The following is a 25,996-nucleotide window of genomic DNA, read 5'->3' as shown; positions in this document are numbered from 1 at the left end:
TCGCGGTGGCTGTCGAGTTCCGGCCCAGGCGGATCCGCACCGTGGCGGTGATCAGCGCGGTGTTCCTGGTCGCGGTGTTCTCCGTGGTCGGCTGGCTGCTGACGGACACCCCGACCGGGGTGATCTTCCGGACGTCGGACCAGATCGCGATGGTGGTGCTCGGCGTGCTGCTGGCGTGCGGCGTGCTGCTGCTGGCGCGGCCGAGGGTGCGCGCCGACGAGATCGGCGTCGAGGTGCGCAATGTCGTGACGGCCCGCCGGTTCACGTGGTCCGAGGTGCTGCACGTGTCGTTCCCGGACGGCGCGTCGTGGGCCCGGCTGGAACTCCCGGACGACGAGTACGTGTCGATCATGGCCATCCAGGCGGTGGACCGCGACCGCGCGGTGGCGGCGGTCCGCGCCCTGCGCGACCTGCACCGCGCCGCGACCGGCTGACCGCGCGCTCGGGTCGGCGGCGGGGCGGGCGCTCGACCGGGACCCGTCCGGCACGCGTCCGCAACCGCTGATCGTCGTGGTGCCGATGGCGACCGGTGTCCGCCATCGGCACCCTTCCCCGGCCTGTCCGGTCTGCCTAGGTTCGAAAGATCGACGCGAACCTCCGGGGGCCTGGAATGCGCAGACGTACTGTTCTGGCGGGTGCCGCAGCGGCGGCGGGCGCGGTCACGCTGGGGTTCACCCCGGCGGCCACCGCGCAGCGCCCCGGCGCGTCGCGGGGACCGGAGCTGGCCCCGGGCGACTACCCCGTCGTCGGTCGCGTGCGCGCCCGGCGGGGGATGGAGCACCTGCGGGTGCTCAGCGAGCGGATCGGTCAGCGGATCGGCGGCACCGAGTCCGAGCACCGGGCCCGGGACTACCTCGCGGGCGTGCTGCGCGACCTGCGGTACCGGGTGGAGCTCCAGCCCTTCACCGTGCCGGACAAGTACCTGTCCACGCTGACCCTGCCCGACAAAACCCGCTGGAACGCCGGGTCGTCGCGGTTCGGGGCGCTCGGCGTCACCGCGTCCGGGCCCCTGGTGGACGCCGACACCGGCGCGGCGCTGCCCGCCGACCTCACCGGTCGGGTCGTGCTGCTGGTCAACGTCCCCAGCACCTCGACCGCCGTGTACGACGCGGTCGCGCGCGGCGCGGTGGCCGTGCTGATCGGCCGGGTCGCGACCCCGCCCGCCGGAAAGTCCGGTGCGTTCTCGCCCACGCTGACCTCGAACGTCGCCGTTCCGGTGCTGGGGATCGCCCAGGTGCACGTCGAACGGCTGCGTGCCGCCAAGCCCGCGGCGCTGACCGTGTCCACCACCCACCACGCCTCGCTGACCTCGTACAACGTGATCGCCGACCGGCCCGCGACGTTCGGCGGCAAGGGCGTGGTGATGGTGACCGCGCACTACGACAGCGTGCCCGGCTCGCCCGGCGCGAACGACGACGGCAGCGGCACCGTGCTCACGCTGGAGCTCGCGCGCGTCCTGCGGTACCTGCCCACGCACCAGGCGCTCCGGTTCGCGCTGTGGGGTTCGGAGGAACAGGGCCTGCTCGGCTCGCGCCACTACGTCTCGCAGCTCACCGACGCCGACGCCGCCCGCATCTCGGGCGTCTTCCAGAACGACATGGTCGCCACCAGCCACGGCCCGGCCACCGCGTACTGGCTGCTGTCCGTCGACGGCGGCGACAACAACACCACCCGCGAGGTCGGGGCGGCGGCCGAGCGGCTGGGCTACGACCCGCGCGTGCACGGCCCGGTGGCCCGGGGGAGCAGCGACCACGTGCCGTTCCACGAGCGGAAGATCGCGTCGGCGAACTTCAGCTGGCGCGGCGAGGGCGGCCCGCACGAGCTGGAACCGCTCTACCACACGCCCGAGGACACCATCGCGGCCAACGTGAGCGGCGAACGCCTCCAGGTGTCGATGGAGCTCATCGGGGCGGCGGCGTACCGCCTGGCCCGCGCGCGGGGTTAGCCGCGCCGAGGAAGCGCTCGCCGAGCACCCGCAGGTGCTCGGCGAGCTCGGGCGGTTCGCGGACGTCGAAGTCGATGCCGAGCATCCCGATCCACAGGCCGAGCTCCTCCAGCGACGGCGAGCCGACGGTGAGCAGCGTCCGTTCGTCGTCGATGCGCTCCAGGTGCACGTACACCGACGACGCCCGCGCCGACACGACCGCCAACGGCGCGTGCATCACCAACTGCGCCTGGTACGTGTAAGGCGCGACGGAGAGCTGACGCGCCACGTAGGACGCCAGGTCCTCGGCCGGGGGTTCACGGGGCGTGAAGCGGGCGGCGAGGGTGGGTTCCTCGGGCATCCGGTCCACCCGGAACGTGCGCCAGTCCGCCTTGTCGACGTCCCACGCCACCAGGTACCAGCGCCGCCCGGTGTGGGCCAGCCCCAGCGGTTCGACGTGCCGCTTGGTGTCGCCTTCCCGGCCCGCGTAGGGGAACCGCAGTCGCTGGTGGTCGCGGCACGCGCCGGCGATCGCGATCAACGTCCGGGGGTCCACCCGCGCCACGGTGGGCGTGAGCGCGATCGTGTGCTCCTGCAAGGCGTTGACCCGTCGGCGCAGCCGGGTGGGCAGCACCTGTTCCAGCTTCGCCAACGCCCGCACGGACGTCTCCTCGATGCCGGACACGGTGCCGTTGGCGGCCGTGCGCAACCCCACCGCGACCGCCACGGCCTCGTCGTCGTCCAGCAGCAGCGGCGGCAGTTCCGCGCCCGCGCCCAACTGGTAGCCGCCCGAGACGCCCGGCGCGGCGTTCACCGGGTAGCCGAGGCTGCGCAGCTTGTCGACGTCCCGGCGCACGGTGCGCACGTCCACGTTCAACCGCGAGGCCAGGTCCGCGCCCGTCCAGTCGCGGCGGACCTGGAGCAGGGAGAGCAGCTTCAGCAGGCGTGCGGACGTCTCCAGCATGACGCCCAGTCTTCCACCCATCGCGGACAACTACTGTCCCGAATGGCTCCCGGCCCAGGGGCTCCCGGCCGGCGGCGACCGGGCCAGGAGCAACCAGGCGTCAAGACTTCCGCCTCGCCTCCTCCGGCCACACGACCACCACCGGGACGCCGGACGCACGCGCCGTTTCCACGACGTCCGCCGTGCCGCCGCGACCGTCCGGCGGCTTGCCGTCCCACACCGCGATCAACAGCTCCACCGACGCCAGCATCCGCTCGTTCGCCATCACGTACGCGTACCGCCCGGACAGCTCGTTGGGCAGCACGCTGACCACGTGGGCCTTCGCCAGCAGCACGTCGTACTCGGCCCGCCGCTCGGGCTTGAGCTTGTCCCGGTAGTCCATGGCGGGCAGCACCGCTTCGACCCGGCCGCCCAGGTCGAGCACCGCGCGGGCGAAGAGCTGGTCCGCGCCCGGTGCCAGGCAGGTCACCCCGACCAGGGACGACCTGCCCGCCACCTCGGCCTCCAACGCCTCCAGGATGGCTTCCCGGACGGCGTCGACGCAGTCGGGCACCAGGTTGCTGTGCCCCGTGATCCCCACGCGCATCAGGCCGTCCGCACCCCGCGAATCGCCTCGCGGGTGTCGCGCACCACCGGCAGTTCCCGGTGGCGCTCGGCCTCCTGGGCGAAGTCCTGCAACTTGCGCAGCACCCGCCCCGAGGCCAGCCCCGCCGCGGTGGGCAGGACGTCGCGGATCAGCCCGCAGGCCTCCTCCGGCTCACCGGAGACCATCCGCGTGCGGGCCAGCCCGATCACGTCGAACGCCCGGTTGCGCACCCGGGAGGGGTCGCGCAGCCGCAGCGCCCGGCGGATGTGCTTCTCCGCCAGCGGTGCCTGCTTCGGGTCGTGCCCGGACAGGTCGCGCATCCGGGCCCCGATCACGCCTTCCAGCTCCGCCTCGTCGAAGCTGTCCAGCCACCACGGCTCCGCGCCGTCCTTGCGCTGCGCGAAGCTGTCCTGCGCCTGTCCGACCGCGCGGTGGAACTCCCGCACCCGACCCATCTGCGCGTACGCCCACGCTTCGCGCGTACGCAACAGCGCCTCTAAAGTCGGGGTGGCGTTGCGCCGCGTCCCGTACTGGCCCAACTGCACCAGCTCCAGCCCGTCCTCCGGGCGTCCCAGGTCGAACATCTGCCGCGCCATCGCCGCGAGGCACAGCGCGGCGAACGGGTCGTTGCGGCCCGCTTTCGCCATGCGCACCCCGAGCACGTAGTAGCGCTGCGCCGCGTCGTGCATCCCGGCGTCCCAGGACATGCTCGCCGCGACCTTGGACAACTCCGCGCCGATGAAGAAGGCCCGCTCCGTGGTGGGACCCTCGGGCGCTCGTGACAACCGCTCGGCCAGTTCCTCCAACTGCCCGAGCACCGCCTTGCGCGCCAGCCCGTACCCGCCTCGTCCGCCCCACCCGCGCAGCCCGTCGGCGACGTTCTGCAACGCCACCAGCTCCTCCTCGCTGATCGCCGCGCTGGACGACCACTTGGACAGGGGCTGAAGGGGGTGGAGCCACCGCTGTAGCGGTTCGACCAGGGCGGGGCCCATTGCCACCGCGGCCGCTCCGGTGAGCGCCGCTCGTCTGCTGATCGCCAAGTCGCTCCTCGCCGTCTCCTCGACCGATCTTGCGATGCTCGCCGCGTCCCACGCCGGGGCGAGCACATCGGGCGGGACACCGCGTTCGGGGCCCGCCTGGCTTGGGATTCCGACTCGGTCGAACCAGACCCGGTCGCCGGGGACGCCGAGCGCCCGCGCGAAGTGGCGCAGGCGGTCGATCCGGTCGATCGGGTTCTCGCCGGTCTCGTACCGCGAGAGCTGCGCCTGGCTGATGCCCAACCAGGACGCCATGCGATCCTGGGTGACGCGGCTGACGTGGTGCGGGTGGTGGCGGTAAGCGGCGAGCACCGCTCCCATGTCGCGGTCGGTGAAGGCGGCGGCCAGCGCCTCGTCGTCCCAGAAGTCGGCCGGGACCTCGGGCGGGCCGAACAACTCGGTGCGCGTGTTGCGCCGACACCGGTGGCAGAGCCGGTCGGTGTTGTCGGCGGCGATCAGCGCTCCGCACAACGGGCAAGCGCGCCTGGTACTGGCTGCTCTTCGAGCTTTCGGTTCCATCGCTCGCTCCCGTCACTGAGCGTGCCCGACAGCATATAGCGATGTGCTCGCGAGTCCATGCATCTCCTGCATAAGACGGGGTGGGGCGTCGGGTCGGGGGTCTGGTGACGCCGGGTGAGGGGTCTGGTGACGCCGGGTGGCGGATGCCCTTGACTCGGCGGGTGGATAACGGCCACCCGACCTCCGAGTGGTGAACCCCGCCGGAAGCGCCCACGCTGCCGTTGTGCCCGGGTCGGGACGACCCCCGTGCCGAGCACCCGCCCACTCCACCCGACCGGGGAGGGACCTCCGCCGATGAGCATCACCGCCACCACACCCGCCGCACCCGGCCCGCGAACCGGGCCCCGCGACCGCGCGCACCAGCAGGCGCTCGGCGAGGCCATCGCGGGCTACCGGCTGCTGGGTTGGAAGGTGTCCGTCACCGAGCAGGGCATCTTCCTGCCGCTGGGGCCGGCGACCACGGCCCTGGCCATGCCCGCGCGCATCGGCTCGCGGGTCCTGGCCGACCTGAAGGCCAGGATGCTGGCCGGACCCGTCACCGTCATCCCGGGCCCGCGCGAGCACTGGATCTTCCTCGCCGAACTCGTCGCCCTGCTGCCCACGCACCTGAAGGCACCGCCCGAGGTCCAGTTCGTCCGCTCCCCGCAGCGGATCGCGCTGCCGCCCACGATGACCCGGTACGGCTCGCTGCGCTGGGCCAACCCGCCGTCGCACTCCCGGCACTGGTTCCCGCCGTTCACGGCGGTGCTGGCGCTGGCCCGGACGGCGACGGTGCAGGACCGCTAGGCGAAGATGGGCGGGTGGAACGACGGACGCTGCTGCTCTGCGGCCTGCTCGCCCTGACCGGGTGCGGTACCGGTGGTGCCGCTCGGCGGCCCGGCGTGGGTTCCGCCAGGACGGGGGACCGGATCGCCGGGCAGGCCGACGTGCCCGTGGGCTCCGGCAAGCTGGTCGACCTGCCCGGCGACGGCCAGCTCCTGGTGGTCCGGACCGAGGCGGGCGTGCGCGCGTTCAACCCGGCCTGCCCGCACCAGGGCACGGTGGTGAACCCGCCGGCGGCGGGCGTGATCACCTGCCCCACGCACCGCAGCGGGTTCGACCCGGTGAGCGGCGCGGTGCTGTCCGGTCCGTCGCCGCGCGGGCTGGTGGAAGTCCCCGTCCGGGTGACGGGCGAGGACGTGGTGCTGGCCTGAGCTGTCGATGTCGACAGCTCGACGCCGGTCGAGGTGTCGAACCGATCGGCGCGTGGTCTCGTAGTGGGGGTATGACCCGAACGACCCCCCACCACACGCGGAGGCCCGTTATGAGCGCCACCGAGAACCCGGCGTTGTCCCGACGCTCGGTGCTGTGCGGCGTCCTGGTGGCGCTGGCCGTGCCCGGCGGTCTTGCGGCGTGCGGCGACGCCGGCACCCCCGCCGGTACTCCGGCCGACACCTCAGCCGGCACCCCTGCGGGCTCCGGTTCCCCGTCCGGCGGCCCCACCCCGACCGGCGGTGCGGCGGCGGGCGTCGTCGCCCTGTCCGAGGTGCCGGACGGCGGCGGCGTGGTCGTGCAGACCCCCGACAAGCCCCTGGTCATCACACGATCGGGTAATACGGTGAAGGCGTTCGACGCCACCTGCCCGCACGCCGGGACCACGGTCCGCGCACCCGCCGACGGCGTCATCACCTGCCCGAGCCACGGCAGCACGTTCACCGCGTCCGACGGAGCCCGCACCGGCGGCCCGGCGACCACCGGCCTCAAGACGGTGGACGTGCGGGTGGAGGGCGACCAGGTGGTCGTGCTGCCCTGACCGGCACGCGCCCGCGACCCGGCGCGGACCCGTGACCGGCGCTTCTCGATCCCCGACCGGTCGCGCAGGGGTCGGCCGGCCGATCGATTGTCGGTGGGCGCACGTAGGCTTGCCGGGTGGCCGACCCGTCGACCTATCGCCCCGCGACAGGCACCATCCCCGAAGCACCCGGCGTGTACAAGTTCCGCGACGCGGCCGGCCGCGTCGTCTACGTCGGCAAGGCCAAGAACCTGCGCCAGCGGCTGAACTCGTACTTCGCCGACCTCGCCGGTCTGCACCCGCGCACCCGGCAGATGGTGACCACCGCCGCCGGTGTCGAGTGGACGGTGGTCGGCACCGAGGTCGAGGCGCTCCAACTGGAGTACAACTGGATCAAGGAGTTCGACCCGCGGTTCAACGTCCGCTACCGGGACGACAAGTCCTACCCGGTGCTCGCGGTCACCCTGCACGAGGAGTACCCGCGCCTGCACGTCTACCGCGGCCCCCGGCGCAAGGGCGTGCGCTACTTCGGCCCCTACGCGCACGCATGGGCCATCCGCGAGACGCTCGACCTCCTGCTCCGCGTCTTCCCGGCGCGCACCTGCTCGGCCGGCGTGTTCAAGCGCCACCACCAGATCGGCAGGCCCTGCCTGCTGGGCTACATCGACAAGTGCTCCGCGCCGTGCGTGGGCCGCGTCTCCGCCGACGAGCACCGCGACATCGTCGAGGACTTCTGCGACTTCCTGGCCGGCAAGACCGACGCGATGGTCCGCCGCCTGGAGAAGGAGATGACGGTCGCCGCCGAAGAGCTGGAGTTCGAGAAGGCGGCCCGGCTGCGCGACGACCGGGCCGCGCTCAAGCGCGCCCTGGAGAAGCAGGCGGTGGTGTTCGGCGACGGCACCGACGCCGACGTCGTCGCGTTCGCCCAGGACGACCTGGAGGTCTCCGTCCAGGTGTTCCACGTGCGCGGCGGCCGGGTCCGCGGCCAGCGCGGCTGGGTCGTGGACAAGGTGGACGAGGCCGGCATCGCCGACCTGGTCGACCAGTTCGTCACCCAGTTCTACGGCGAGCAGGCCGACTCGGCGCGGGTCAGCGGCGTGGAGTCCGCCCCCGTGCCGCGCGAGGTGCTGGTGCCCGAACTGCCCGAGGACGCGGTCGCCGTGGAGAAGTGGCTGTCGGACCTGCGGGGCGGTCGGGTCGTGCTGCGGGTGCCGCAGCGCGGCGACAAGAGGGCGCTCATGGAGACCGTCGAGCGCAACGCGAAGGAGGCGTTCCAGCAGCACAAGCTGCGCCGCGCGGGCGACCTGACGGCCCGGTCGGCGGCGTTGCAGGAGTTGCAGGACGCGCTGGGGCTCGACACCGCGCCGCTGCGCATCGAGTGCACCGACATCAGCCACGTCCAGGGGACGGACGTGGTGGCGTCGCTGGTGGTGTTCGAGGACGGGCTGGCGCGCAAGTCCGAGTACCGGCGGTTCGCCGTCCGCGAGGGGGCGGAGCAGGGCGACGTGGCCTCGATCGCGGAGGTGGTGCGCCGGCGGTTCCAGGCGTACCTGCGGGAGAACGCCGACCAGCCGGCCGGCCCGCTGCCGGGCATCGACCCGGAGACCGGCAAGCCGCGCCGGTTCGCCTACGCGCCGAACCTGCTCGTGGTGGACGGCGCGGGACCGCAGGCGCAGGCGGCCTCGGACGTGCTGGCCGAACTGGGCATCACGGACGTGGCCGTGGTGGGGCTCGCGAAGCGGCTGGAGGAGGTGTGGGTGCCCGGCGAACCGGACCCGGTGATCCTGCCCCGCACCAGCGAAGCCCTCTACCTGCTGCAACGGGTGCGCGACGAGGCGCACCGGTTCGCCATCGCCTACCACCGGCAGAAGCGGTCCAAGCGCCTGACCGCCTCGGCGCTGGACGAGGTGCCGGGCCTGGGGCAGACGCGCAAGGCCGCGCTGCTCAAGCACTTCGGCTCGGTGAAGAAGTTGCGCGAGGCGAGCATCGAGGAGATCAGCGGTGTGCCCGGCGTGGGCAGGCGCACCGCGGAGGCCGTGCACGCGACGTTGGGCGTGGCCACCACCGAACGCGTCGGCGCAGCCGACCGGCAGAGGGAGCACAAGTGAGCGCACAGGCCGGCGAGAAGTCCGGCATCGAGGTCGCGGTGGTGACGGGCCTGTCGGGGGCGGGCCGCAGCACCGCCGCGAAGTGCCTGGAGGACCTGGGCTGGTTCGTGGTGGACAACCTGCCGCCCGAGCTGATCGCGACGATGGTGGAGCTGGGCGCGCAGGCGCGGGGGGCCATCACCAGGGTCGCGGTCGTGATGGACGTGCGCAGCCGCGCGTTCACCGAGGACCTGGCGGCGGTGATCAAGGACCTGGACGCCCGGGGCTACAAGCCGAAGGTGCTGTTCCTGGAGGCCACCGACGACGTGCTGATCCGGCGGTTCGAGTCGGTGCGGCGCGGCCACCCGTTGCAGGCGGACGGGCGGCTCGCGGACGGCATCGAGGCCGAACGCGCCCTGCTCCGGCCGCTGCGCGAGGAGGCCGACCTGGTGCTGGACACCTCCGGGCTGTCGGTGCACCAGCTCCGGGCCAAGATCGAGGACACGTTCGGCAGCGAGTCGGCGACCCGGACCCGGGTCACGGTCCTCTCGTTCGGCTACAAGTACGGCCTGCCGATGGACTCCGACCTGGTGATGGACGTCCGCTTCCTGCCGAACCCGTTCTGGATCCCGGAGCTGCGCGAGCAGACCGGACTGGACGGGGACGTGCGCAACTACGTGCTCACCCAGGAGGGCGCGGAGGAGTTCCTGGACCGCTACCACGAACTGCTGCGGCTGATCGGCGCGGGCTACCGGCGCGAGGGCAAGCGGTACCTGACCCTGGCCGTGGGCTGCACCGGCGGCAAGCACCGCAGCGTGGCGATCTCCGAGGAGCTGGCCGCCCGGCTGGCCGCCGAGGACGGCATGGCGATCAAGGTCGTGCACCGGGACCTGGGACGCGAGTGAGCTTGGGAGCTGTCGCGCCGAAGGTGGTGGCGCTGGGCGGCGGGCGCGGGCTGCACGTCACGCTCACCGCCCTGCGGCGGATGACCGAGGACGTCACGGCCGTCGTGACGGTCGCCGACGACGGCGGCTCGTCCGGCCGGCTGCGCCGCGAGCTGGGCCTGCTGCCGCCCGGCGACCTGCGCAAGGCGATGGTGGCGCTGGCCGACACCGAGGGCCCCGGTGCGCTGTGGGCGACGCTGTTCCAGCGCCGCTTCGGCGGCACCGGCGCGTTGGCCGGCCACGCCGTCGGCAACCTGGTGCTGGCCGGCCTGCTGGAGGAGCTCGGCGACCCGGTCGCGGTGCTGCGCGAGGCGGGCCGCCTGCTCGGCGTGCACGGCCGCGTGCTGCCGATGTGCACCGAGCCGCTGGAGATCGAGGCGGACGTGACGGGGCTGGACGAGGACGCCGACGTGGTGCGCCGGATCAGGGGCCAGGTCGCGATCGCCACCACGCCCGGTCGGGTGCAGCGGATCCGCCTGCACGGTCCTGGCGGACCGGGGGAGCCGCCGCGCGGCTGCCCGGAGGCCGTGGACGCGGTGCTGGGCGCGGACGTCGTGCTGCTCGGCCCCGGCTCGTGGTTCACCAGCGTGCTGCCGCACCTGCTGGTGCCGGAGCTGCACGACGCGCTCACCCGGACGGCGGCGAGGAAGGTCGTGGTCCTCAACCTCGTCCCCCAACCGGGGGAAACCGCCGGGTTCTCGCCGGAGCTGCACCTCGACGTGCTGTGCGCGCACGCGCCCAGGTTGCGGGTGGACGCCGTGATCGCGGACGTCGACGCGGTGCCCGTCCCGGACAGCCTGCGGCGCGCCGCCGCAGCTCTCGGGGCCGCGGCGCACCTGTCGCCGATCGCGCTGCCGGGTTTCCCGGACCGCCACGACCCCGTCGCCCTGGCGTCGGGCATTCGTCGCGCGTTGGACGGCCTGCCCGCAGCGGCCGGGGGGCCGTCAAGTACAACCCTCCAGGAAGAACGCGAGAGCAGGGGAGGCGATGAGCCGTGGCGATGACGTCTGCGGTCAAGGACGAGCTGAGCAGGCTGGCCGTCTCCAAGACCTGCTGCCGCCGGGCGGAGGTCGCCTCGCTGCTGAGGTTCGCCGGCGGTCTGCACATCGTGGGCGGCCGGGTCGTGGTCGAGGCGGAACTGGACCTCGGCTCCACGGCCCGGCGGCTGCGCCGGGAGATCCACGAGCTCTACGGCCACCAGTCCGACGTGTTCACCATCACCTCCAGCGGGCTGCGCAAGGGCACCCGGTTCGTGGTGCGGGTGGTGAAGGACGGCGAGGGCCTGGCCCGGCAGACCGGCCTGCTCGACCCGCGCGGACGCCCGGTGCGCGGCCTGCCCGCGCCGGTGGTGTCCGGCGGGGTGTGCGACGCCGAGGCGGCGTGGCGCGGCGCGTTCCTGGCGCACGGCTCGCTGACCGAGCCCGGCCGGTCCTCGTCCATGGAGGTCACCTGCCCCGGCCCGGAGGCGGCGCTGGCCCTGGTCGGCGCGGCGCGGCGGATGGGCATCGGCTCGAAGTCCCGCGAGGTGCGGGGCGCGGAGCGGGTGGTGATCAGGGACGGCGACGCGATCGGCGCGATGCTGACCCGGCTGGGCGCGCACGACAGCGTGCTGGCCTGGGAGGAGCGGCGGATGCGCCGCGAGGTCCGGGCGACGGCGAACCGCCTGGCGAACTTCGACGACGCCAACCTCCGCCGCTCGGCGCGGGCCGCCGTCGCGGCGGCGGCGCGGGTGCGGCGGGCGCTGGAGATCCTCGGCCCGGAGGCCCCCGACCACCTGGCGGCGGCGGGTGAGCTGCGCCTGGCGCACCGGCAGGCGTCGCTGGAGGAGCTCGGCCAGCTCTCCGACCCCCAGATGACCAAGGACGCCGTGGCGGGCCGGATCCGGCGGCTGCTGGCGATGGCCGACAAGCGGGCCAAGGAGCTGGGCATGCCGGACACCGAGTCGGCGGTCACCGCCGACATGCTCGAAGCCGAGGTCTGACCGGCCCCGGCCCGCCGCCCACCACCCCGCGCTCGCGGCCACCCACGCCGCGCCCGCGCTCGTCCACCCCCGCCGGCCCCGCGCCGGGCGGGTGCGCCCCGGCGGCACCCGGTCACCTCGCGGTGACGCCGTGCGGCCGGCAGGGTGGTGGCGGTGGCCCGCCGGTCGACCTCCGGAAGGCGCACACGTCACCGGACGTGGTGGTTACTGAACCGTAGCTCTGGATTTTCTTGCTCGATAAAGAGATCCTGGTGGTCCACGTGACCAGGGGCGCAGCGCGGAGGATAGGCTGGTTCGCGGCTGCTCGCAGTCAATCCGCACGCACCCTGGCGCACAGCCAGTCGAGTATCGAGGAGACTCACCGTGACGGTTCGCGTAGGTGTCAATGGTTTCGGCCGCATCGGTCGCAACTTCTGGCGCGCCGTTCAGGCCAGCGGGCACGACATCGAGATCGTCGCCTTCAACGACCTCGGTGACGTCAACACGATGGCCCACCTGCTGAAGTACGACAGCATCCTCGGACGGCTCCCGTTCGACGTGAAGGTGAACGACGAGGGCATCGAGGTCGACGGCAAGACGATCAAGGCGCTGGCCGAGCGCGACCCCGGCAAGCTGCCCTGGAAGGACCTCGGCGTCGACGTCGTGGTCGAGTCGACCGGCTTCTTCACCGACGCCGCCGCCGCGCGCAAGCACGTGGACGAGGGCGGTGCCAAGAAGGTCATCATCTCCGCGCCGGCCAAGGGTGAGGACCTCACCATCGTGCTGGGCGCGAACGACGAGCAGTACGACGGTTCGCAGACCGTCATCTCCAACGCCTCGTGCACCACGAACTGCCTGGCTCCGCTGGCCAAGGTGCTGCACGACGAGTTCACCGTCGAGCGTGGCCTGATGACCACCATCCACGCCTACACCCAGGACCAGAACCTCCAGGACGCGCCGCACAAGGACCTGCGCCGCGCCCGGGCCGCCGCGCTGAACATCGTGCCCACCAGCACGGGTGCCGCGAAGGCGATCGGCCTGGTCCTGCCCGAGCTCAAGGGCAAGCTCGACGGCTACGCGCTGCGCGTGCCGGTGCCGACGGGCTCGGCCACCGACCTGACCGTGACCGTCGGCCGGGAGACCACCGTCGACGAGGTCAACGCCGCCTACAAGGCCGCGGCCGAGGGCGCGCTGAAGGGCTACCTCCGCTACAACGAGGACCCGATCGTGTCCAGCGACATCGTCACCGACCCGGCGTCGTGCATCTACGACGCGCCGCTGACCAAGGTCATCGGCAACCAGGTCAAGGTCATCGGCTGGTACGACAACGAGTGGGGCTACTCCAACCGCCTCGCGGACCTGGTCAACCTGGTCGCCTCGAAGCTCTGACCTCCCCGGCCACCGAGCGGAAAGACCGGTTGTGAAGACTCTCAGCGACCTGATCGCCGAGGGTGTCTCGGGTCGGCGCGTCCTCGTGCGCGCCGACCTGAACGTCCCCCTCGACGGCGACAAGATCACCGACGACGGCCGCGTCCGCGCGTCGGTGCCCACGCTCAAGGCGCTGGTCGACGGGGGCGCGCGCGTCCTCGTCGCCGCCCACCTGGGCCGCCCCAAGGGCAAGCCCGACCCCGAGCTCTCCCTCGCCCCGGTCGCCGCGCGGCTGGGCGAGCTGCTCGGCAAGCCCGTCGAGATCGGCACCGAGACCGCCGGCGACGGGTCGGTCGTGCTGCTGGAGAACATCCGCTTCGACGCCCGCGAGACCTCCAAGGTCGACGCCGAGCGCGAGGCGCTGGCCGCCGAGCTGGCGGCCAAGGCGGACGCGTTCGTGTCCGACGGGTTCGGCGTCGTGCACCGCGAGCAGGCTTCGGTCTACGACGTGGCGCGCAAGCTGCCCGCCTACGCGGGCAACCTCGTGCTGGCCGAGGTCGAGGTGCTCCGCAAGCTCACCTCCGACCTCCAGCGCCCCTACGTCGTGGTGCTCGGCGGGGCGAAGGTGTCCGACAAGCTCGGCGTCATCGCGAACCTGCTCACCAAGGTCGACCGCCTGCTCGTCGGCGGCGGCATGGCCTACACGTTCCTCAAGGCCCAAGGCCACGAGGTCGGCGAGTCGCTGCTCCAGGCGGACCAGGTGGAGCAGGTCGCGGGCTTCCTGGAGGAGGCCGAGCGGCGCGGCGTGGAGCTGGTGCTCCCGGTCGACGTGCTGGCCGCGACCGGGTTCGCGGCCGACGCCGCGTTCGACGTGGTGGACGCCACCGCGATCCCGGCCGACCGGCAGGGGCTGGACATCGGCCCGAAGTCGCGCGAGCTGTTCGCGTCGAAGCTGGCCGACGCCAAGACCGTGTTCTGGAACGGCCCGATGGGCGTGTTCGAGTTCGAGGCGTTCGCCGGCGGCACCCGCGCGGTGGCCGAGGCGCTCGTCGCGAGCGAGGCGTTCACCGTGGTCGGCGGCGGCGACTCGGCGGCGGCGGTGCGCGCCCTCGGCCTGCCCGAGGACGGGTTCTCGCACATCTCGACCGGTGGCGGCGCGTCGCTGGAGTACCTGGAGGGCAAGGAGCTGCCCGGCGTCGCCGTGCTGGAAGAGGGGAACGCCTGATGGCCGTCCGACAGCCGCTGATCGCGGGCAACTGGAAGATGAACCTCAACCACCTGGAGGCCATCTCCCTGGTGCAGAAGATCGCGTTCTCCCTGCCGAACAAGTACTTCGCCAAGGTCGAGGTGGCGGTGCTGCCGCCGTTCATCGACATCCGGTCCATCCAGACCCTGGTCGACGGCGACAAGCTGCTGCTCAAGTACGGCGCGCAGGACCTGTCGCCGCACGACTCGGGCGCGTACACCGGTGACGTGTCCGGCCCGATGCTGGCCAAGCTGGGCTGCTCCTACGTGACGGTCGGGCACTCCGAGCGGCGCGAGTACCACCACGAGGACGACGCGCTGGTCAACAAGAAGGTCAAGGCGGCGCTCAAGCACGGCATCACCCCGATCTTCTGCCTCGGCGAGCGGGTGGACGTCCGCGAGGCGGGCACCCACGTCGAGCACTGCACGACCCAGCTCGTGCGGGGTCTCAAGGGCCTGTCCGCCGAGCAGGTCGGGAACGTCGTCATCGCCTACGAGCCCGTGTGGGCGATCGGCACCGGCAAGGTGGCCTCGTCGGCGGACGCGCAGGAGGTGTGCGCGGCGCTGCGGGTGAAGCTGGCCGAGCTGCACGGCGAGGACGTGGCCTCGGCCGTTCGGGTGCTTTACGGCGGCTCGGTGAAGTCCGGGAACATCGCCGAGCTGGTCGCGCAGAAGGACGTCGACGGCGCTCTGGTCGGCGGTGCGAGCCTGGATGCGGACGAGTTCGCGAAGCTCTGTGCCCTTGCGGCCGGTGGCCCTCTACCCTGACCCAGTGAACACGCCCTACCACCGAGGTGGTCCACGGTCGGCAGTTGACCGGGTACTCTGTGGCGTCACCTGTCTGACAGCGAGGAAGAAATGACACTGTTCCTGCAGATCCTGTTGGTTGTCGCCAGTGTGCTGCTGATCCTGCTGGTGCTGCTGCACCGGGGCCGTGGTGGCGGTTTGTCCTCGTTGTTCGGCGGCGGCATGCAGTCGAGCCTGTCCGGTTCGAGCGTCGTGGAGAAGAACCTGGACCGCCTGACGCTGTTCGTCGGGGCCGTCTGGGTGATCGCCATCGTCGGCATCGGACTGCTGACCAAGCTCTGATCAAGGTCAACCGACGACAGGGAAACCACGTGGTGGGGGTGTGAGGGTCGATGGCTGGAGGTAACGCGATTCGCGGTACCCGCGTCGGCGCAGGCCCGATGGGTGAATCGGAGCGCGGCGAGTCCGCGCCCCGGCGTCGGGTGTCGTACTGGTGCGCCAACGCGCACGAGTCGCGTCCGTCGTTCGCGGTCGAGGCGGAAATCCCGGAGAACTGGGACTGCCCCCGGTGCGGTCTGCCGGCGGGTCGGGACGAGCAGGCTCCGCCGGCTCCCCCGCGCAACGAGCCGTACAAAACGCACTTGGCGTACGTGAAGGAACGTCGTTCCGACGCGGACGGAGAGGCGATCCTCGAAGAGGCGCTGACCAAGCTGCGCAAACAGCGCGAAGAGCCCTAGCCGCAAGACAACGCGCCGGCCCCCGTGGACTCCACGGGGGCCGGCGCGTTTCCGCGCGGGCAGCCACCGGAACTCCGCGGTTCCGGTGGCTGCCGGCGTTCCGGGCGGTCGCGCCTCACCCGGTCGCCGCTGCTCCGGCCCTCGGTTCCGCCGCCGATCCCGCCGTGTTCGTGGCGGCGGTCAGGCGGTGCGGCGGAAGGCGCTGAACTGGCGGCGGAGCAGGGTGGCTCCGATCAGCAGGAAGAACACCAGGATCACCAGGGTCGACGTGGTGCCCCCGGTCGAGCTGGTCAGGGCCACGTCGACGCTGCCCACCAGGATCACGCCGCAGTCGGCGCGGATCACGTGCCTGCCCGGCTGGATCGTGGCGAACTCGACCCGCGTGCTGAACGTCCCCGCCCCGTCCGCCCGCGCGGTGCCCACGTCCTCGCCGAGCGAGCTCAGCTTCACCTCCGACCCCGGCTCGCAGCCGGTGCCGGTGGCGGTCAGCGGGTCGCCGGGCTGGATGTTGTCCTTGTCCAGCGTCAGCGCGCCGTCACCGCCCTCGAACGTGACCGGCGTCGGCACCGAACCGCTGGTGCTCTCCGTCGTGGTCGTCGTGGTGGTGGACGTCGTGGTCGTCGTCGTGGTGGTGGTCGTGGGCCGGGTGGTGGTGGTCGGCGCGGTCGTGGTGGTCACGACCGGCGGGTTCGTGGTCGTGGTGACCGGCGGGGGAGTGGTGGTGGTGGTCCTGACCGGTGCGACGGTCACCGAGTACGTCGCGCGGGCGATGCTGCCCCGGCACACCGTGCGCAGCACGACCGTGTGCGATCCGGGCGTGGACCACGTCGGCGAGGACACCGTGACCGCACCCCGGTAGCTCTGCGCGGGGGCCGCCAGGACGTTGCCCGCGTTGTCCCACAGCACCTGCATCCGCTGGTAGCAGTCGGGGTCCCAGGAGAACCCCGCCCAGTTCACCGTGAACGCGGACCCCGCCGGCCCGCTCGCGGGCGTCACCGCGATCGACGGCGGGACCTGCGCGGCGGCCGGAACGGGCACCAGGGCGGTAACGCCATAGGCCACGGCACCGAGTAGAGCTAGTGTTCCTGCCGATCGCATACCGACTCCCGGACTCGTCCGCGTCCCTGAACTTCGAGGTGCCCCTGTGAGACGCATTATGGGCGGGGTCGGTTCGCTGCTCGCCTGCGGGATCTTCGGCGGAGTCGTCAGCGGGATCTTCGGCGGGATCGCCCCGGCCACCGCGCACGCCGCCGGCGACGAGGTCACCGTGACCGCCTTCGTGGACAGCCGCCCGGTCGGTCCCGACGACCTGGTGCTCGACCCGTCCGGCTCGGTGAAGATCGCGGTGACCGTCCACAACGGAACCGACACCGCGTGCCACGTGAAGACCATCCGCCTCGCCGGCACGGCGCTCGCGCTCACCTTCTTCTCCTACGACACCACCGTCCCGTTCACCGTGCCCGCGAAGCAGAGCGCCACCAAGGCGTTCTTCCTCGACCTGGGCCAGCTCGGCACCCAGGCGACCGGTCTGCTGCCCACCGACATCGAGGTGCTGGACGCGGAGCGCGAGGTCGTCGCGTCGATCGGCGCGACCGGCGACGTGCGGGGCTCGCCGTGGTCGGTCTACGGCGTGTTCGGCCTCGCGGTGTTCGTCCTGACCGTGCTGGCGTGGGCGGGCGCGCTCTGGGCGCTGGCCCGCCGCCGGCTGCCCGCGAACCGGTGGCAGCGCGCCATGCAGTTCCTCCCCGCCGGCATCGGCACCGGTCTGGTCGCGGTGATCTCGCTGTCCGTGCTCCGGGTGGTGGCCCCGTCGCCGGCCGCCGAGGTGCCGTTCATCCTGGGTGCCGCCGCGGCGGCGTTCCTGCTCGGCTACCTGACCCCGAACGCGGCCGAGCCGCCGCCCGTCGACCCGGAGGCGACCCAGCGCTTCACCCGCCCGCTGCCCGGCGGTGCGGCGTGAGCCCGAGCACGGCCCCCAGCCCTGGCGTGATCGCCGCGCTGCCGCAGTACGACATCGGCGCGCAGATCGGGCACGGCGGCATGGGCGTGGTCTACGCGGGCGTGCACCGGCCGCTCGGCCGCCCGGTGGCGGTCAAGCGGCTGCCGCACGTGCTCGCCGAGGACGCCCGGATGAGCGCCCGGTTCGAGCACGAGGCCCGGTTGCTGGCCCGCCTGGACCACCCGCACATCGTGCCGGTCTACGACTACGTGCAGAGCCACGGCGAGCACCTGCTGGTGATGGAGAAGCTCGACGGCGGCACGGTCTGGTCCCGGTTCACCGGGCGCGGCCTGACCCCGTCCGAGTCGTGCGCGCTGGTGCTGGCCACGCTGTCCGGCCTGCACGCCGCGCACGGCGCGGGCGTCCTGCACCTGGACGTGAAGCCGAAGAACCTGCTGTTCACCGCGCAGGGCGCGCTGAAGGTCGCCGACTTCGGCATCTCCCAGGTGGTGAGCGAGGGCGCGACCCTGGTCACCCACGCCGGCCAGGTGCTGGGCACCCCCGCCTACCTGTCGCCGGAGCAGGCGCTGGGCAACCCGCTCAGCCCCGCCGCCGACGTCTACGGCACCGCCACCGTGCTCTACGAGCTGCTCAGCGGCCGGTTGCCGTTCGAGTCCGGCGGCGGCGCGCTGGCCATGATCCAGCGGCACGTCCACCAGCAGCCCCGCCCGCTGACCGAGGTGCCGGCCCCGCTGGCGCGGGTCGTGATGCGCGGGGTCGAACGCGACCCGCGCGCCCGCTACCGCAACGCCGAGACGTTCGCGATCGACCTGGCGGGCGCGGCGGCCGAGGTGTTCGGCCCGGACTGGCTGATCCGGGCGGGCCTGCCGGTGCACCTCGCGCCGCAGGTCGCCGCCGCCAGCACCCGGCCGTCGACCCACCCGTCGGTGCCGCGCGAGACGGTCGACGTCCCGGTCCGGGCCACCGCCGTCGACCTGTCGCCGCCGGCCCGGCTGGACGGCCAGACCCTGATCCCCGCCCGCGACCTGCTGGAGCGGCCCAGGCCCGCGCGCTGGTTCGGCCTCGCCGCCGGGGTGGCGGCGCTGGTCCTGGTGGCGCTGCCGTTCGCGCTGCCCGGCCGCGACCTGCCGGTGCTGGAGCAGGACCTGAGCCGGCCGGTCGCGGTGCCGGGCGTGGTCGAGCCCGCGCGGCTCACCGTCACCGCCGCCGGGATCACGCTCGCCGACGTCACCGCCGTGCCGCAGAGCGCGCCCACGGCGTTCGAACTGCCCGGCGCGGCCCGCTGGATCGTCGGCGGCGCGGCCCTGGCCACCGTCGAGTCCGGCGGGCAGCGCACCGAGTACTCGTTGCGGCCCACCGAGAACCCGATGATCAGCATCATGGGTGCGGGTAGCGCGGTGCTGCTGCTGTTCACCCTGGCCTACCTGGAGTCGCTGCTCCGCTCGCTGCGCCGTCGCCAGTCGGGTGCCGCCGCCGTCGTCGCGGCGGCACCCCTCGGGATCGGCCTGGGTGTCGCGGTGTGGCTGCTGCCGTCGGTGCTGCTGCGCCACGAACCCGCGCTGTGGCCCGCCCTGGTGTGCGGGGCGCTGGGGCTGGTGGCGGCCGTGTGCACGGCGGTGGCTACCCGTCGAGCTGCCGGGCCAGCGGGAAGGTGACGGCCACCCGGAACCCGCCGTCGTCGCTGGGCCCCGCCTCGAAGGTCCCGTCCAGCAGGGCCGCGCGCTCCTGGAGCCCGACCAGCCCGTGCCCGCCGCTGGGCAGCGTCGGGCACTCGCGCGGCAGCACCGGCGGGGCGTTGCGGATCTCCACCCGCAGCTCGTCCGGCTCGGCCTGGACGTGCACGGACGTCGCCGCGCAGCCCGCGTGCTTGCGGACGTTCGTCAGCGCTTCCTGCACGGTCCGGTAGACCGCGCCGGAGATCGGCGCGGGCAGCTCGTCCACGGGTCCCAGCACGGTCAGCGACGCCGGGATGCCCGCGCCCGCCACCAGTTGCGGCAGTTCCGCCACGCGCGGTTGCGGCGAGTCGTCCCCGTCGGTGGTGCGCAGGACGCTCACGAGTTGGCGCAGCTCGTCCAAGGTCCGGGTGGACAGGGTGCGGATCGTGCCCGCCACCCGCTTGGCGTCCGGGTCGGCGACCGAGATCCGCAACGCGCCGGCCTGCATGGCGATCAGGCTGACCTGGTGCGAGACCACGTCGTGCATCTCGCGGGCGAGCCGTGCGCGTTCGTCGGCCCGCACGGCGTGCGCGTGCAGCAGCCGTTCGCGTTCCCGGCTGGCCGCGAGCTCCGCTATCCGCGCCGACAGCTCCTCCCGGGCGTGCGCGAGCAACCCGATGGCGATCGGCATCCCGGCCACGATGCAGCCGTACATCGCGTCGTGCAGGTGCGTGGACCACGGCAGCGCCAGGAACTCCGCCGGCGGCCACAGGAAGAACCGGCTCAGCCACACCAGCCCGGCGGCGATGCAGGTCTGGGTGGAGAGCAGCTTCTCGCGGGCCAGCGTGCCCAGGGCGATCATCGCGGCGAGCTGCGCCATGCCCGCGAAGAACCCCGGCACGGTCAGCAGCACCACCAGGAACGGGAACCGCCGGCGCAGCACGAGCGCGGACACCGCGATGACCGAGAGCACGTAGTTGTAGAGCTCGGCGTCGGGTGCGAACCAGAACCACACGTCGAACGCGCCGATCGCGACGGCCGCGAGGTCCACCGCCGCCCGCCGGTGCCGGGCCAGTCGTTCGCGGAGACCCCGGGCAGCGCGCGGCACCCGTTCGGTGGGGACGCCGTTGACCCCGCCGCTCGGCAGCCGTTCGACAGCGTTGCCGGCCAGGACTCGCCCTCCCGTGTCAGCCATCCGCTGCCCGTCACCGTACTGCGCTGTCATCCCGCTTGGCATGACCGCTCCTTCACCCCCGGAAGTGCCCGTCGAGCCCCGCTTCACCCAACGAGAGGCAACGATTACCCGAAAGGGACGTGCGGGCGGCCACAAAATTGCGAGCGCGAACGCCTGTTCGACATCCGGACGCCTGACGGGTGATGTCGATCACCGGGAGCGGGGCGTACCCCGAGGTCGGGTCGGCGGGTCGGCGAGCGCTGTCCGGCGCGGGGACGGACGTGGAACGGGGCGGTGGTGACCCGTGGCCACCACCGCCCCGCTCGTCGGAGATCCGGTCAGAGCCGCTTCGCCGCCGCCGTGTCGAGGAGCCACAGCGTGCGGTGCAGGCCGGTCGCGCCGGCCGCCGGGAGGTCCACCTCGGACGCGCCCGCGAGCGCCCCGGCGACCGCTTCGGCCTTGGCCTCGCCGGTCGTCATCAGCCACACCTCGCGGGCGTGGCGGATCGCCGGGAGGCTCAGGCTGACCCGGGTCGGCGGGGGCTTGGGGCAGTCGCGCACCGCGATCGCGGTCCGCTCCCGCTCGTGCACCGCCGGGGAGTCCGGGAAGATCGACGCGACGTGGCCCTCTTCGCCCACGCCGAGCAGCAGCACGTCGAACGCCGGCACCCCGCCGGACGCCGTGAGCACCTCGGCGTAGGCCGCCGCCGCCGCGTCCGGGTCGTCGCCGAACCGGCCGTCGGACGGCTCCACCGCGTGCACCCGCGCCGGGTCCACCGGCACGTGGTCCAGCAGCGCCGCCCGGGACTGGGTCTCGTTGCGGTCCGCGTGCCCGGCGGGCAGGAACCGCTCGTCGCCCCAGTACAGATCGACCCGGGACCAGTCCACGGCGTCGCGCGCCGGGCTGTCCCGGACCTGTTCGAGCACGGCCGCGCCGGTCCGGCCGCCGGTCAGCACCAGCGCGGCGGTGCCGCGCGCGGCCTGCGCGTCGACCAGCGCGGTGATCAGGCGGGCGGCCGTGCCGGCGGCCAGCAGGCCACCGTCGCGGTGCACCACCACGTCGGGGCCGGTCACGCCTTGGCCTTCGCCTTGGCCGCCCGGGGTGCCTTCGCCGGTGCCTTGGCCGGTGCCTTGGCGGGACCGTCGGCGGGCGCGGTCGGAGCGGCGGCCTCGGCGGGCGCGGCCGACTCGGCCGACTCGGCGGGCTTGCGGGTCGCGGGCTTGCGGGCCACGGGCGTCTTCACCGGAATACGGCCGCGCACGACCTTGCCCAGCGCCCGCAACGCCGACTCGTACACCTCGTCCGGGTCCAGCCGGCGCAGCTCCTCGGCCAGGCAGTCGCGGATCTCGCGGCGTTGCAGCGCCACCCGCCGCTGCGGCTGGCCGGGCTGGGTCAGCGTGCCGACCTTGCCGTCCGGCCGGACCAGGTCCACCACACCGGACTTGCGGACCAGCTTCACGTCCACGATGCCGACGCCGCGCGCCGCCTTGGACCGCTTCACCGGTGCCTTCAGCGCGCCCGCCAGCCACGCGGCCAGCAGGTCGGTGGACGGCGAGTCGACCTCGCCGCTCACCTCGGCCTCGGTGACCCGCTCGAACGGCGGCAGGTCGAGCGCCGAGGCGAGCATCGCCCGCCACAGCGTCAACCGGGTCCACGCCAGGTCCGTGTCGCCCGGCGTGTAGCCGGACTTGCGCTGGTCCAGGGCCTTGATCGGGTTCTTCTCGGCCGCCGCGTCGGTGATCCGGCGCTGCGCGAGCTGCCCGATCGGGTCCTTCGCCGGCACCGCCGGGGCCTCGTGCGGCCACCACGCCACGACCGGGGTGTCCGGCAGCAGCAGCGGCACCACGCACGACGCGCCTTCGTTGGCGAGCTCCCCGTAGAGCCGCAGCACGATCACCTCGGACGCGCCCGCGTCGCCGCCGACCCGGATCTGCGCGTCCAGCCGGGGCGCGGCCTTGCGCGCGCCCCGCGCGACCACGATCACCCGGCACGGGTGCTCGCGGCTGGCGTCGTTCGCCGCGTCCACGGCACCCTCGGTCTTCGCCCCGTCGTCGGTGACGATGACCAGGGTCAGCACCCGGCCGAGGGTGACCGCGCCGCCCTCCTCGCGCAGGTGCACGAGCTTGCTGTTGACCTGTGAGGTGGTGGTCGAGGGCAGGTCGATGATCACGGACGCCTCCAGTGCCTGCCGGTGCGGGCCAGCATCTCGTTCGCGGACGCCGGACCCCAGGTGCCCGCCTTGTACTTCTCCGGCGTCCCGCCGGCGGCCCAGTGCCCGAGCACCGGGTCGAGGATCTCCCAGGACAGCTCGACCTCGTCGTTCTTCGGGAACAGCGACGGCTCGCCGAGCAGCACGTCGAGCAGCAGCCGTTCGTAGGCCTCCGGCGACGACTCGGTGAACGCGTGGCCGTAGCCGAAGTCCATCGTGACGTCGCGGACCTCCATGGTGTTGCCGGGCACCTTGGAGCCGAACCGGATGGTCACGCCCTCGTCCGGCTGCACCCGCACCACCAGGGCGTTCTGCCCCAGCTCCTCGGTCGCGGTGTCGTCGAACGGCAGGTGCGGCGCGCGCTTGAACACCACGGCCACCTCGGTGACCCGGCGGCCCAGCCGCTTGCCGGTGCGCAGGTAGAACGGCACGCCCGCCCACCGCCGGGTGGCGATCTCGCAGGTGATCGCGGCGTAGGTCTCGGTGGTGGAGTCCCGGGCGAAACCGCCCTCCTCCAGCAGGCCGGGCACCTTCTGCCCGCCCTGCCAGCCACCGGTGTACTGGCCGCGCGCGGTGGTCTCCGCGAACGGCCCCACCGGCTTGGTCGCGGACAGCACCTTGACCTTCTCCGCCCGCAGGTCGGCCGGCTTGAACGACACCGGCTCCTCCATCGCGGTCAGCGCGAGGAGCTGGAGCAGGTGGTTCTGGATCACGTCGCGCGCCGCGCCGATGCCGTCGTAGTAGCCCGCGCGACCGCCCAGGCCGATGTCCTCGGCCATGGTGATCTGCACGTGGTCGACGTAGTTGGCGTTCCAGATGGGTTCGTAGAGCTGGTTGGCGAAGCGCAGCGCCATGATGTTCTGCACCGTCTCCTTGCCGAGGTAGTGGTCGATGCGAAACACCGACTCCTCGGGGAAGACGTCGTTGACGATCTTGTTCAGGTGCTTGGCGCTGGGCAGGTCGTGCCCGAACGGCTTCTCGATGACCACCCGCCGCCACTGGCCGGGACCGTCCTGCGGCGTGGCCAGCCCGGCCCGCTTGAGCTGGTTGACCACGGTGGTGAACGCGCTGGGCGGCACCGACAGGTAGAACGCGTGGTTGCCGCCCGTGCCGCGCTCGCGGTCCAGGTCGGCGATCGTCTCGGCCAGCACGTCGAACGCGCTGTCGTCGTCGAACGTGCCCTGCACGAACCGGATGCCCTCGGCGAGCTGGTCCCAGACCTCCTGCCGGAAGGGCGTGCGCGCGTGCTGCTTGACCGCCTCGTGCACGACCTGCATGAAGTCCTGGTCGGCCCAGTCCCGCCGGGCGAAGCCGACGAGCGCGAAGCCCGGCGGCAGCAGACCCCGGTTGGCCAGGTCGTAGATGGCCGGCATGAGCTTCTTGCGCGACAGGTCGCCGGTCACGCCGAAGATCACCAGGCCGCACGGCCCGGCGATCCGCGGCATCCGCTTGTCCCGCGGGTCGCGCAACGGGTTGCGCTTGGTCGGAGCCGTCACGAACCGTCCTCCTGGATGGCCTCGACGAGCTGCGCGAGCCCGGCGACGCGGTCGGTGAGGTGCAGCCGCAGCACCGGACGCCCGTGCCCGGCCAGCACCTGGCCGTCGCCCAGCGCCTGCGCCGTCTGCAACGTGCCCAGGTCGTAGGGTCGGCCCGGCACCTCCAGCGACGTCCCGGACGCGCCGGTGAGCTGGAGGAACACCCCGTTCTGGTGCCCGCCCTTGTGGTACTGCCCGGTCGAGTGCAGGAACCTCGGCCCCCAGCCGAACGTGGTCTGGAGGTGCGCCCGCTGCGCCAGCTCCGGCCGGACCAGCGCGAACGACGCGTCGTCCAGCCGGTCCAGGTAGGCCTGCACGGACAGGTAGCCGTGGTCCGGCGCGGCGGCGACGAGCAGCTTGAGCGCGTCCGCGACGGTCTTCACGTCCGCCGGCAGCCAGCCCTCGCTCGCGTGCACCTCGATCGGACCGTCCACGAAGGCCGGTGCCGGCGTCGCGGCGGTCGGCGCGTCCAGCAGGGACCGGGCCGCGTTCTTCGCGGCCTCCACGTCCGGCTGGTCGAACGGGTTGATGTCGAGCACCCGGCCCACCAGCGCGGTCGCGTACTCCCACACCAGGAACTGCGCGCCGAGCCGGCCCTCCACCGCGACCGAGGACGACCCGGTGGCCGGTCCGATCGCGACGGTCGTGGCGTCCGAGCGGGCGTCCACGAAACCGGGCGCGCCCGGCCCCTCGACGACCACCGGCAGCAGCCCGGTGCCGTCCTTGCCGGTGGACTCGGCGATGAGCTGCTCGGCCCAGTCGCCGAGACCCGCGATCCCCGACCCGGTGTCGGCGAACACGATCTTCTCCGCGCCGTGCGCGTGCGCCACGGCGAACGTCGCCGCGAGCACCACGGCCGGGTTGTCCGGCGAGTCGACCGAGACCAGCGGCACGGCCGCCGCCGCGTCGTCCAGCAGGCCCGCGACGTCCGCGCCCGCCAGCCCGGAGGGCACCAGGCCGAACGCGGTCAGCGCCGAGTACCGGCCGCCCACGTTCGGGTCGGCCAGGAACACCCTGCGGTAGCCCGCTTCCCGGGACGCCGCCTCCAGCGGCGAGCCCGGGTCGGTCACCACGACGATCCGGGACGCCGCGTCCACGCCCTCGGCGGCGAACGCGGCCTCGAAGATCCGCCGGTGGCTGTCGGTCTCCACGGTGCCGCCCGACTTGGACGACACCACCAGCACGGTGCGCCGGAGGTCGCCCGCGAGCGCGTCGGCCACCTGGCCGGGGTCGGTGGTGTCGAGCACCACCAGCGGCACCCCGGCCGTGCCGGTGATCACCTCGGGCGCGAGCGACGAGCCGCCCATGCCCGCGAGCACCACCCGGTCCACGCCCTCGGCGAGCAGTTCCGCGCGCAGGGCCGCGATCTCGGCGACCAGCGGGCGGGATGTCTCGTGCAGCGCGGTCCAGGCGAGCCGGATGGACGCCTCGGGTTCCGCCGCCGGACCCCAGAGGGTCGCGTCGCCGGCGGTGAGCTTGCTCGCCACCCGGTCCCGGACCAGGTCCTCCACCACGAGGGCGACCTGGTCTTCGTTCGGCGAGCGGACGATCTCCACGGAGACCACCTCGGTCAT

The 25,996-nt window shown here is 73.1% G+C and carries 25 protein-coding genes; 16 read left to right on the top strand and 9 right to left on the bottom strand.

The features are described 5' to 3' along the window. Positions 1-5 precede the first annotated feature (5 nt). Positions 6-434: a PH domain-containing protein gene (locus AB0G01_RS33855; protein ID WP_360954499.1), complete on the top strand. Its 429-nt coding sequence runs from the start codon at positions 6-8 to the stop codon at positions 432-434. A gap of 176 nt (positions 435-610) precedes the next feature. Continuing rightward, the gene (locus tag AB0G01_RS33850; RefSeq protein WP_360954496.1) at positions 611-1,945 is read left to right on the top strand and encodes a M28 family peptidase; all 1,335 of its coding nucleotides are present in this window, start codon (positions 611-613) and stop codon (positions 1,943-1,945) included. On the opposite strand, the gene AB0G01_RS33845 is transcribed toward AB0G01_RS33850, so the two are convergent. The 3 genes from AB0G01_RS33845 to AB0G01_RS33835 form a co-directional block, all read right to left on the bottom strand. Then, positions 1,902-2,888, bottom strand: a complete 987-nt coding sequence (locus AB0G01_RS33845) for a YafY family protein (RefSeq protein ID WP_360954493.1) — start codon at positions 2,886-2,888, stop codon at positions 1,902-1,904. The two genes, AB0G01_RS33850 and AB0G01_RS33845, sit on opposite strands and share 44 nt — an antisense overlap. Positions 2,889-2,988: 100 nt before the next feature. After that, positions 2,989-3,474: a hypothetical protein gene (locus AB0G01_RS33840; RefSeq protein ID WP_360954490.1), complete on the bottom strand. Its 486-nt coding sequence runs from the start codon at positions 3,472-3,474 to the stop codon at positions 2,989-2,991. Beyond that, a complete protein-coding gene (locus AB0G01_RS33835; protein ID WP_360954487.1) occupies positions 3,474-4,982 on the bottom strand; it encodes a helix-turn-helix transcriptional regulator in 1,509 nt (502 codons plus the stop codon). Before AB0G01_RS33835 ends, AB0G01_RS33840 begins: the two co-directional genes overlap by 1 nt. A 342-nt stretch (positions 4,983-5,324) precedes the next feature. On the opposite strand from AB0G01_RS33835, the gene AB0G01_RS33830 reads away from it, so the two are divergent. The 12 genes from AB0G01_RS33830 to AB0G01_RS33775 all read left to right on the top strand — a co-directional run bounded on the left by AB0G01_RS33830 (position 5,325) and on the right by AB0G01_RS33775 (position 15,889). Next, positions 5,325-5,816 carry a hypothetical protein gene (locus AB0G01_RS33830; protein ID WP_360954484.1) on the top strand — a complete coding sequence of 164 codons (492 nt, stop codon included), beginning with the start codon at positions 5,325-5,327 and terminating at the stop codon, positions 5,814-5,816. Positions 5,817-5,830: 14 nt separating this feature from the next. After that, positions 5,831-6,223: a Rieske (2Fe-2S) protein gene (locus tag AB0G01_RS33825; RefSeq protein WP_360954481.1), complete on the top strand. Its 393-nt coding sequence runs from the start codon at positions 5,831-5,833 to the stop codon at positions 6,221-6,223. Positions 6,224-6,333: 110 nt separating this feature from the next. Then, positions 6,334-6,822: a Rieske (2Fe-2S) protein gene (locus AB0G01_RS33820; RefSeq protein ID WP_360954478.1), complete on the top strand. Its 489-nt coding sequence runs from the start codon at positions 6,334-6,336 to the stop codon at positions 6,820-6,822. Between the two features lie 116 nt (positions 6,823-6,938). After that, entirely contained in the window at positions 6,939-8,909 is a 1,971-nt protein-coding gene (uvrC, locus tag AB0G01_RS33815) for an excinuclease ABC subunit UvrC (protein WP_360954475.1), read from the top strand. Next, a complete protein-coding gene (gene rapZ / locus AB0G01_RS33810; RefSeq protein ID WP_360954472.1) occupies positions 8,906-9,793 on the top strand; it encodes an RNase adapter RapZ in 888 nt (295 codons plus the stop codon). The genes uvrC and rapZ overlap by 4 nt, the downstream gene beginning before the upstream one ends. Beyond that, positions 9,790-10,836, top strand: a complete 1,047-nt coding sequence (gene yvcK, locus AB0G01_RS33805; protein ID WP_360954469.1) for a uridine diphosphate-N-acetylglucosamine-binding protein YvcK — start codon at positions 9,790-9,792, stop codon at positions 10,834-10,836. Before rapZ ends, yvcK begins: the two co-directional genes overlap by 4 nt. After that, on the top strand, positions 10,827-11,813 hold the full coding sequence (gene whiA / locus AB0G01_RS33800; RefSeq protein ID WP_360954466.1) for a DNA-binding protein WhiA: 987 nt from the start codon (positions 10,827-10,829) through the stop codon (positions 11,811-11,813). The genes yvcK and whiA overlap by 10 nt, the downstream gene beginning before the upstream one ends. A gap of 363 nt (positions 11,814-12,176) precedes the next feature. Beyond that, entirely contained in the window at positions 12,177-13,181 is a 1,005-nt protein-coding gene (gene gap / locus AB0G01_RS33795; RefSeq protein ID WP_360954463.1) for a type I glyceraldehyde-3-phosphate dehydrogenase, read from the top strand. A 31-nt stretch (positions 13,182-13,212) separates the two neighbouring features. Further along, a complete protein-coding gene (locus AB0G01_RS33790; RefSeq protein ID WP_360954460.1) occupies positions 13,213-14,385 on the top strand; it encodes a phosphoglycerate kinase in 1,173 nt (390 codons plus the stop codon). Continuing rightward, positions 14,385-15,173 carry a triose-phosphate isomerase gene (gene tpiA / locus AB0G01_RS33785; protein WP_360954457.1) on the top strand — a complete coding sequence of 263 codons (789 nt, stop codon included), beginning with the start codon at positions 14,385-14,387 and terminating at the stop codon, positions 15,171-15,173. The genes AB0G01_RS33790 and tpiA overlap by 1 nt, the downstream gene beginning before the upstream one ends. A gap of 90 nt (positions 15,174-15,263) precedes the next feature. Further along, positions 15,264-15,494, top strand: a complete 231-nt coding sequence (gene secG / locus AB0G01_RS33780) for a preprotein translocase subunit SecG (RefSeq protein ID WP_360954454.1) — start codon at positions 15,264-15,266, stop codon at positions 15,492-15,494. A gap of 50 nt (positions 15,495-15,544) precedes the next feature. Next, positions 15,545-15,889 (top strand): RNA polymerase-binding protein RbpA, encoded by a 345-nt coding sequence (locus tag AB0G01_RS33775; protein WP_015103628.1) that lies wholly within the window; start codon positions 15,545-15,547, stop codon positions 15,887-15,889. Between the two features lie 180 nt (positions 15,890-16,069). On the opposite strand, the gene AB0G01_RS33770 is transcribed toward AB0G01_RS33775, so the two are convergent. Beyond that, on the bottom strand, positions 16,070-16,951 hold the full coding sequence (locus AB0G01_RS33770; RefSeq protein ID WP_360954451.1) for a hypothetical protein: 882 nt from the start codon (positions 16,949-16,951) through the stop codon (positions 16,070-16,072). A gap of 82 nt (positions 16,952-17,033) precedes the next feature. Here AB0G01_RS33770 and AB0G01_RS33765 point away from each other — a divergent pair, with 82 nt between their 5' ends. Together AB0G01_RS33765 and AB0G01_RS33760 are read left to right on the top strand one after the other, a co-directional pair. Continuing rightward, complete coding sequence (locus tag AB0G01_RS33765) at positions 17,034-17,849, top strand: hypothetical protein (protein WP_360954448.1); 816 nt, start codon at positions 17,034-17,036, stop codon at positions 17,847-17,849. After that, on the top strand, positions 17,846-19,504 hold the full coding sequence (locus AB0G01_RS33760) for a serine/threonine-protein kinase (protein ID WP_360954445.1): 1,659 nt from the start codon (positions 17,846-17,848) through the stop codon (positions 19,502-19,504). The genes AB0G01_RS33765 and AB0G01_RS33760 overlap by 4 nt, the downstream gene beginning before the upstream one ends. On the opposite strand, the gene AB0G01_RS33755 is transcribed toward AB0G01_RS33760, so the two are convergent. The 5 genes from AB0G01_RS33755 to AB0G01_RS33735 form a co-directional block, all read right to left on the bottom strand. Next, positions 19,470-20,699: a histidine kinase gene (locus AB0G01_RS33755; RefSeq protein WP_360954442.1), complete on the bottom strand. Its 1,230-nt coding sequence runs from the start codon at positions 20,697-20,699 to the stop codon at positions 19,470-19,472. The two genes, AB0G01_RS33760 and AB0G01_RS33755, sit on opposite strands and share 35 nt — an antisense overlap. Before the next feature lie 317 nt (positions 20,700-21,016). Beyond that, positions 21,017-21,751: a 6-phosphogluconolactonase gene (gene pgl / locus AB0G01_RS33750; protein WP_360954439.1), complete on the bottom strand. Its 735-nt coding sequence runs from the start codon at positions 21,749-21,751 to the stop codon at positions 21,017-21,019. Beyond that, positions 21,748-22,848, bottom strand: coding sequence for a glucose-6-phosphate dehydrogenase assembly protein OpcA (gene opcA / locus AB0G01_RS33745; RefSeq protein WP_360954436.1), 1,101 nt, complete (start codon positions 22,846-22,848; stop codon positions 21,748-21,750). Before opcA ends, pgl begins: the two co-directional genes overlap by 4 nt. Further along, a complete protein-coding gene (gene zwf, locus AB0G01_RS33740) occupies positions 22,845-24,332 on the bottom strand; it encodes a glucose-6-phosphate dehydrogenase (protein ID WP_360954538.1) in 1,488 nt (495 codons plus the stop codon). The genes opcA and zwf overlap by 4 nt, the downstream gene beginning before the upstream one ends. Before the next feature lie 47 nt (positions 24,333-24,379). Next, complete coding sequence (locus AB0G01_RS33735) at positions 24,380-25,996, bottom strand: glucose-6-phosphate isomerase (RefSeq protein WP_360954433.1); 1,617 nt, start codon at positions 25,994-25,996, stop codon at positions 24,380-24,382.

The sequence above is a fragment of the Actinosynnema sp. NPDC023587 genome (genome assembly GCF_040640215.1).
Classification (GTDB): Bacteria; Actinomycetota; Actinomycetes; order Mycobacteriales; family Pseudonocardiaceae; genus Actinosynnema.
The sequence above is the reverse complement of the archived record's forward strand: the minus strand, read 5'-3'. Positions and strand labels throughout refer to the sequence as shown.

Excerpts from the sequence above, each read along its gene's own strand:
- zwf (WP_360954538.1), bottom strand. The coding sequence starts at position 24,332 with ATGCCGCGGATCGCCGGGCCGTGCGGCCTGGTGATCTTCGGCGTGACC.
- tpiA (WP_360954457.1), top strand. The coding sequence starts at position 14,385 with ATGGCCGTCCGACAGCCGCTGATCGCGGGCAACTGGAAGATGAACCTC.
- AB0G01_RS33845 (WP_360954493.1), bottom strand. The coding sequence starts at position 2,888 with ATGCTGGAGACGTCCGCACGCCTGCTGAAGCTGCTCTCCCTGCTCCAG.
- AB0G01_RS33850 (WP_360954496.1), top strand. The coding sequence starts at position 611 with ATGCGCAGACGTACTGTTCTGGCGGGTGCCGCAGCGGCGGCGGGCGCG.
- AB0G01_RS33840 (WP_360954490.1), bottom strand. The coding sequence starts at position 3,474 with ATGCGCGTGGGGATCACGGGGCACAGCAACCTGGTGCCCGACTGCGTC.
- AB0G01_RS33820 (WP_360954478.1), top strand. The coding sequence starts at position 6,334 with ATGAGCGCCACCGAGAACCCGGCGTTGTCCCGACGCTCGGTGCTGTGC.
- secG (WP_360954454.1), top strand. The coding sequence starts at position 15,264 with ATGACACTGTTCCTGCAGATCCTGTTGGTTGTCGCCAGTGTGCTGCTG.
- AB0G01_RS33830 (WP_360954484.1), top strand. The coding sequence starts at position 5,325 with ATGAGCATCACCGCCACCACACCCGCCGCACCCGGCCCGCGAACCGGG.
- AB0G01_RS33735 (WP_360954433.1), bottom strand. The coding sequence starts at position 25,996 with ATGACCGAGGTGGTCTCCGTGGAGATCGTCCGCTCGCCGAACGAAGAC.
- AB0G01_RS33775 (WP_015103628.1), top strand. The coding sequence starts at position 15,545 with ATGGCTGGAGGTAACGCGATTCGCGGTACCCGCGTCGGCGCAGGCCCG.
- AB0G01_RS33755 (WP_360954442.1), bottom strand. The coding sequence starts at position 20,699 with ATGGCTGACACGGGAGGGCGAGTCCTGGCCGGCAACGCTGTCGAACGG.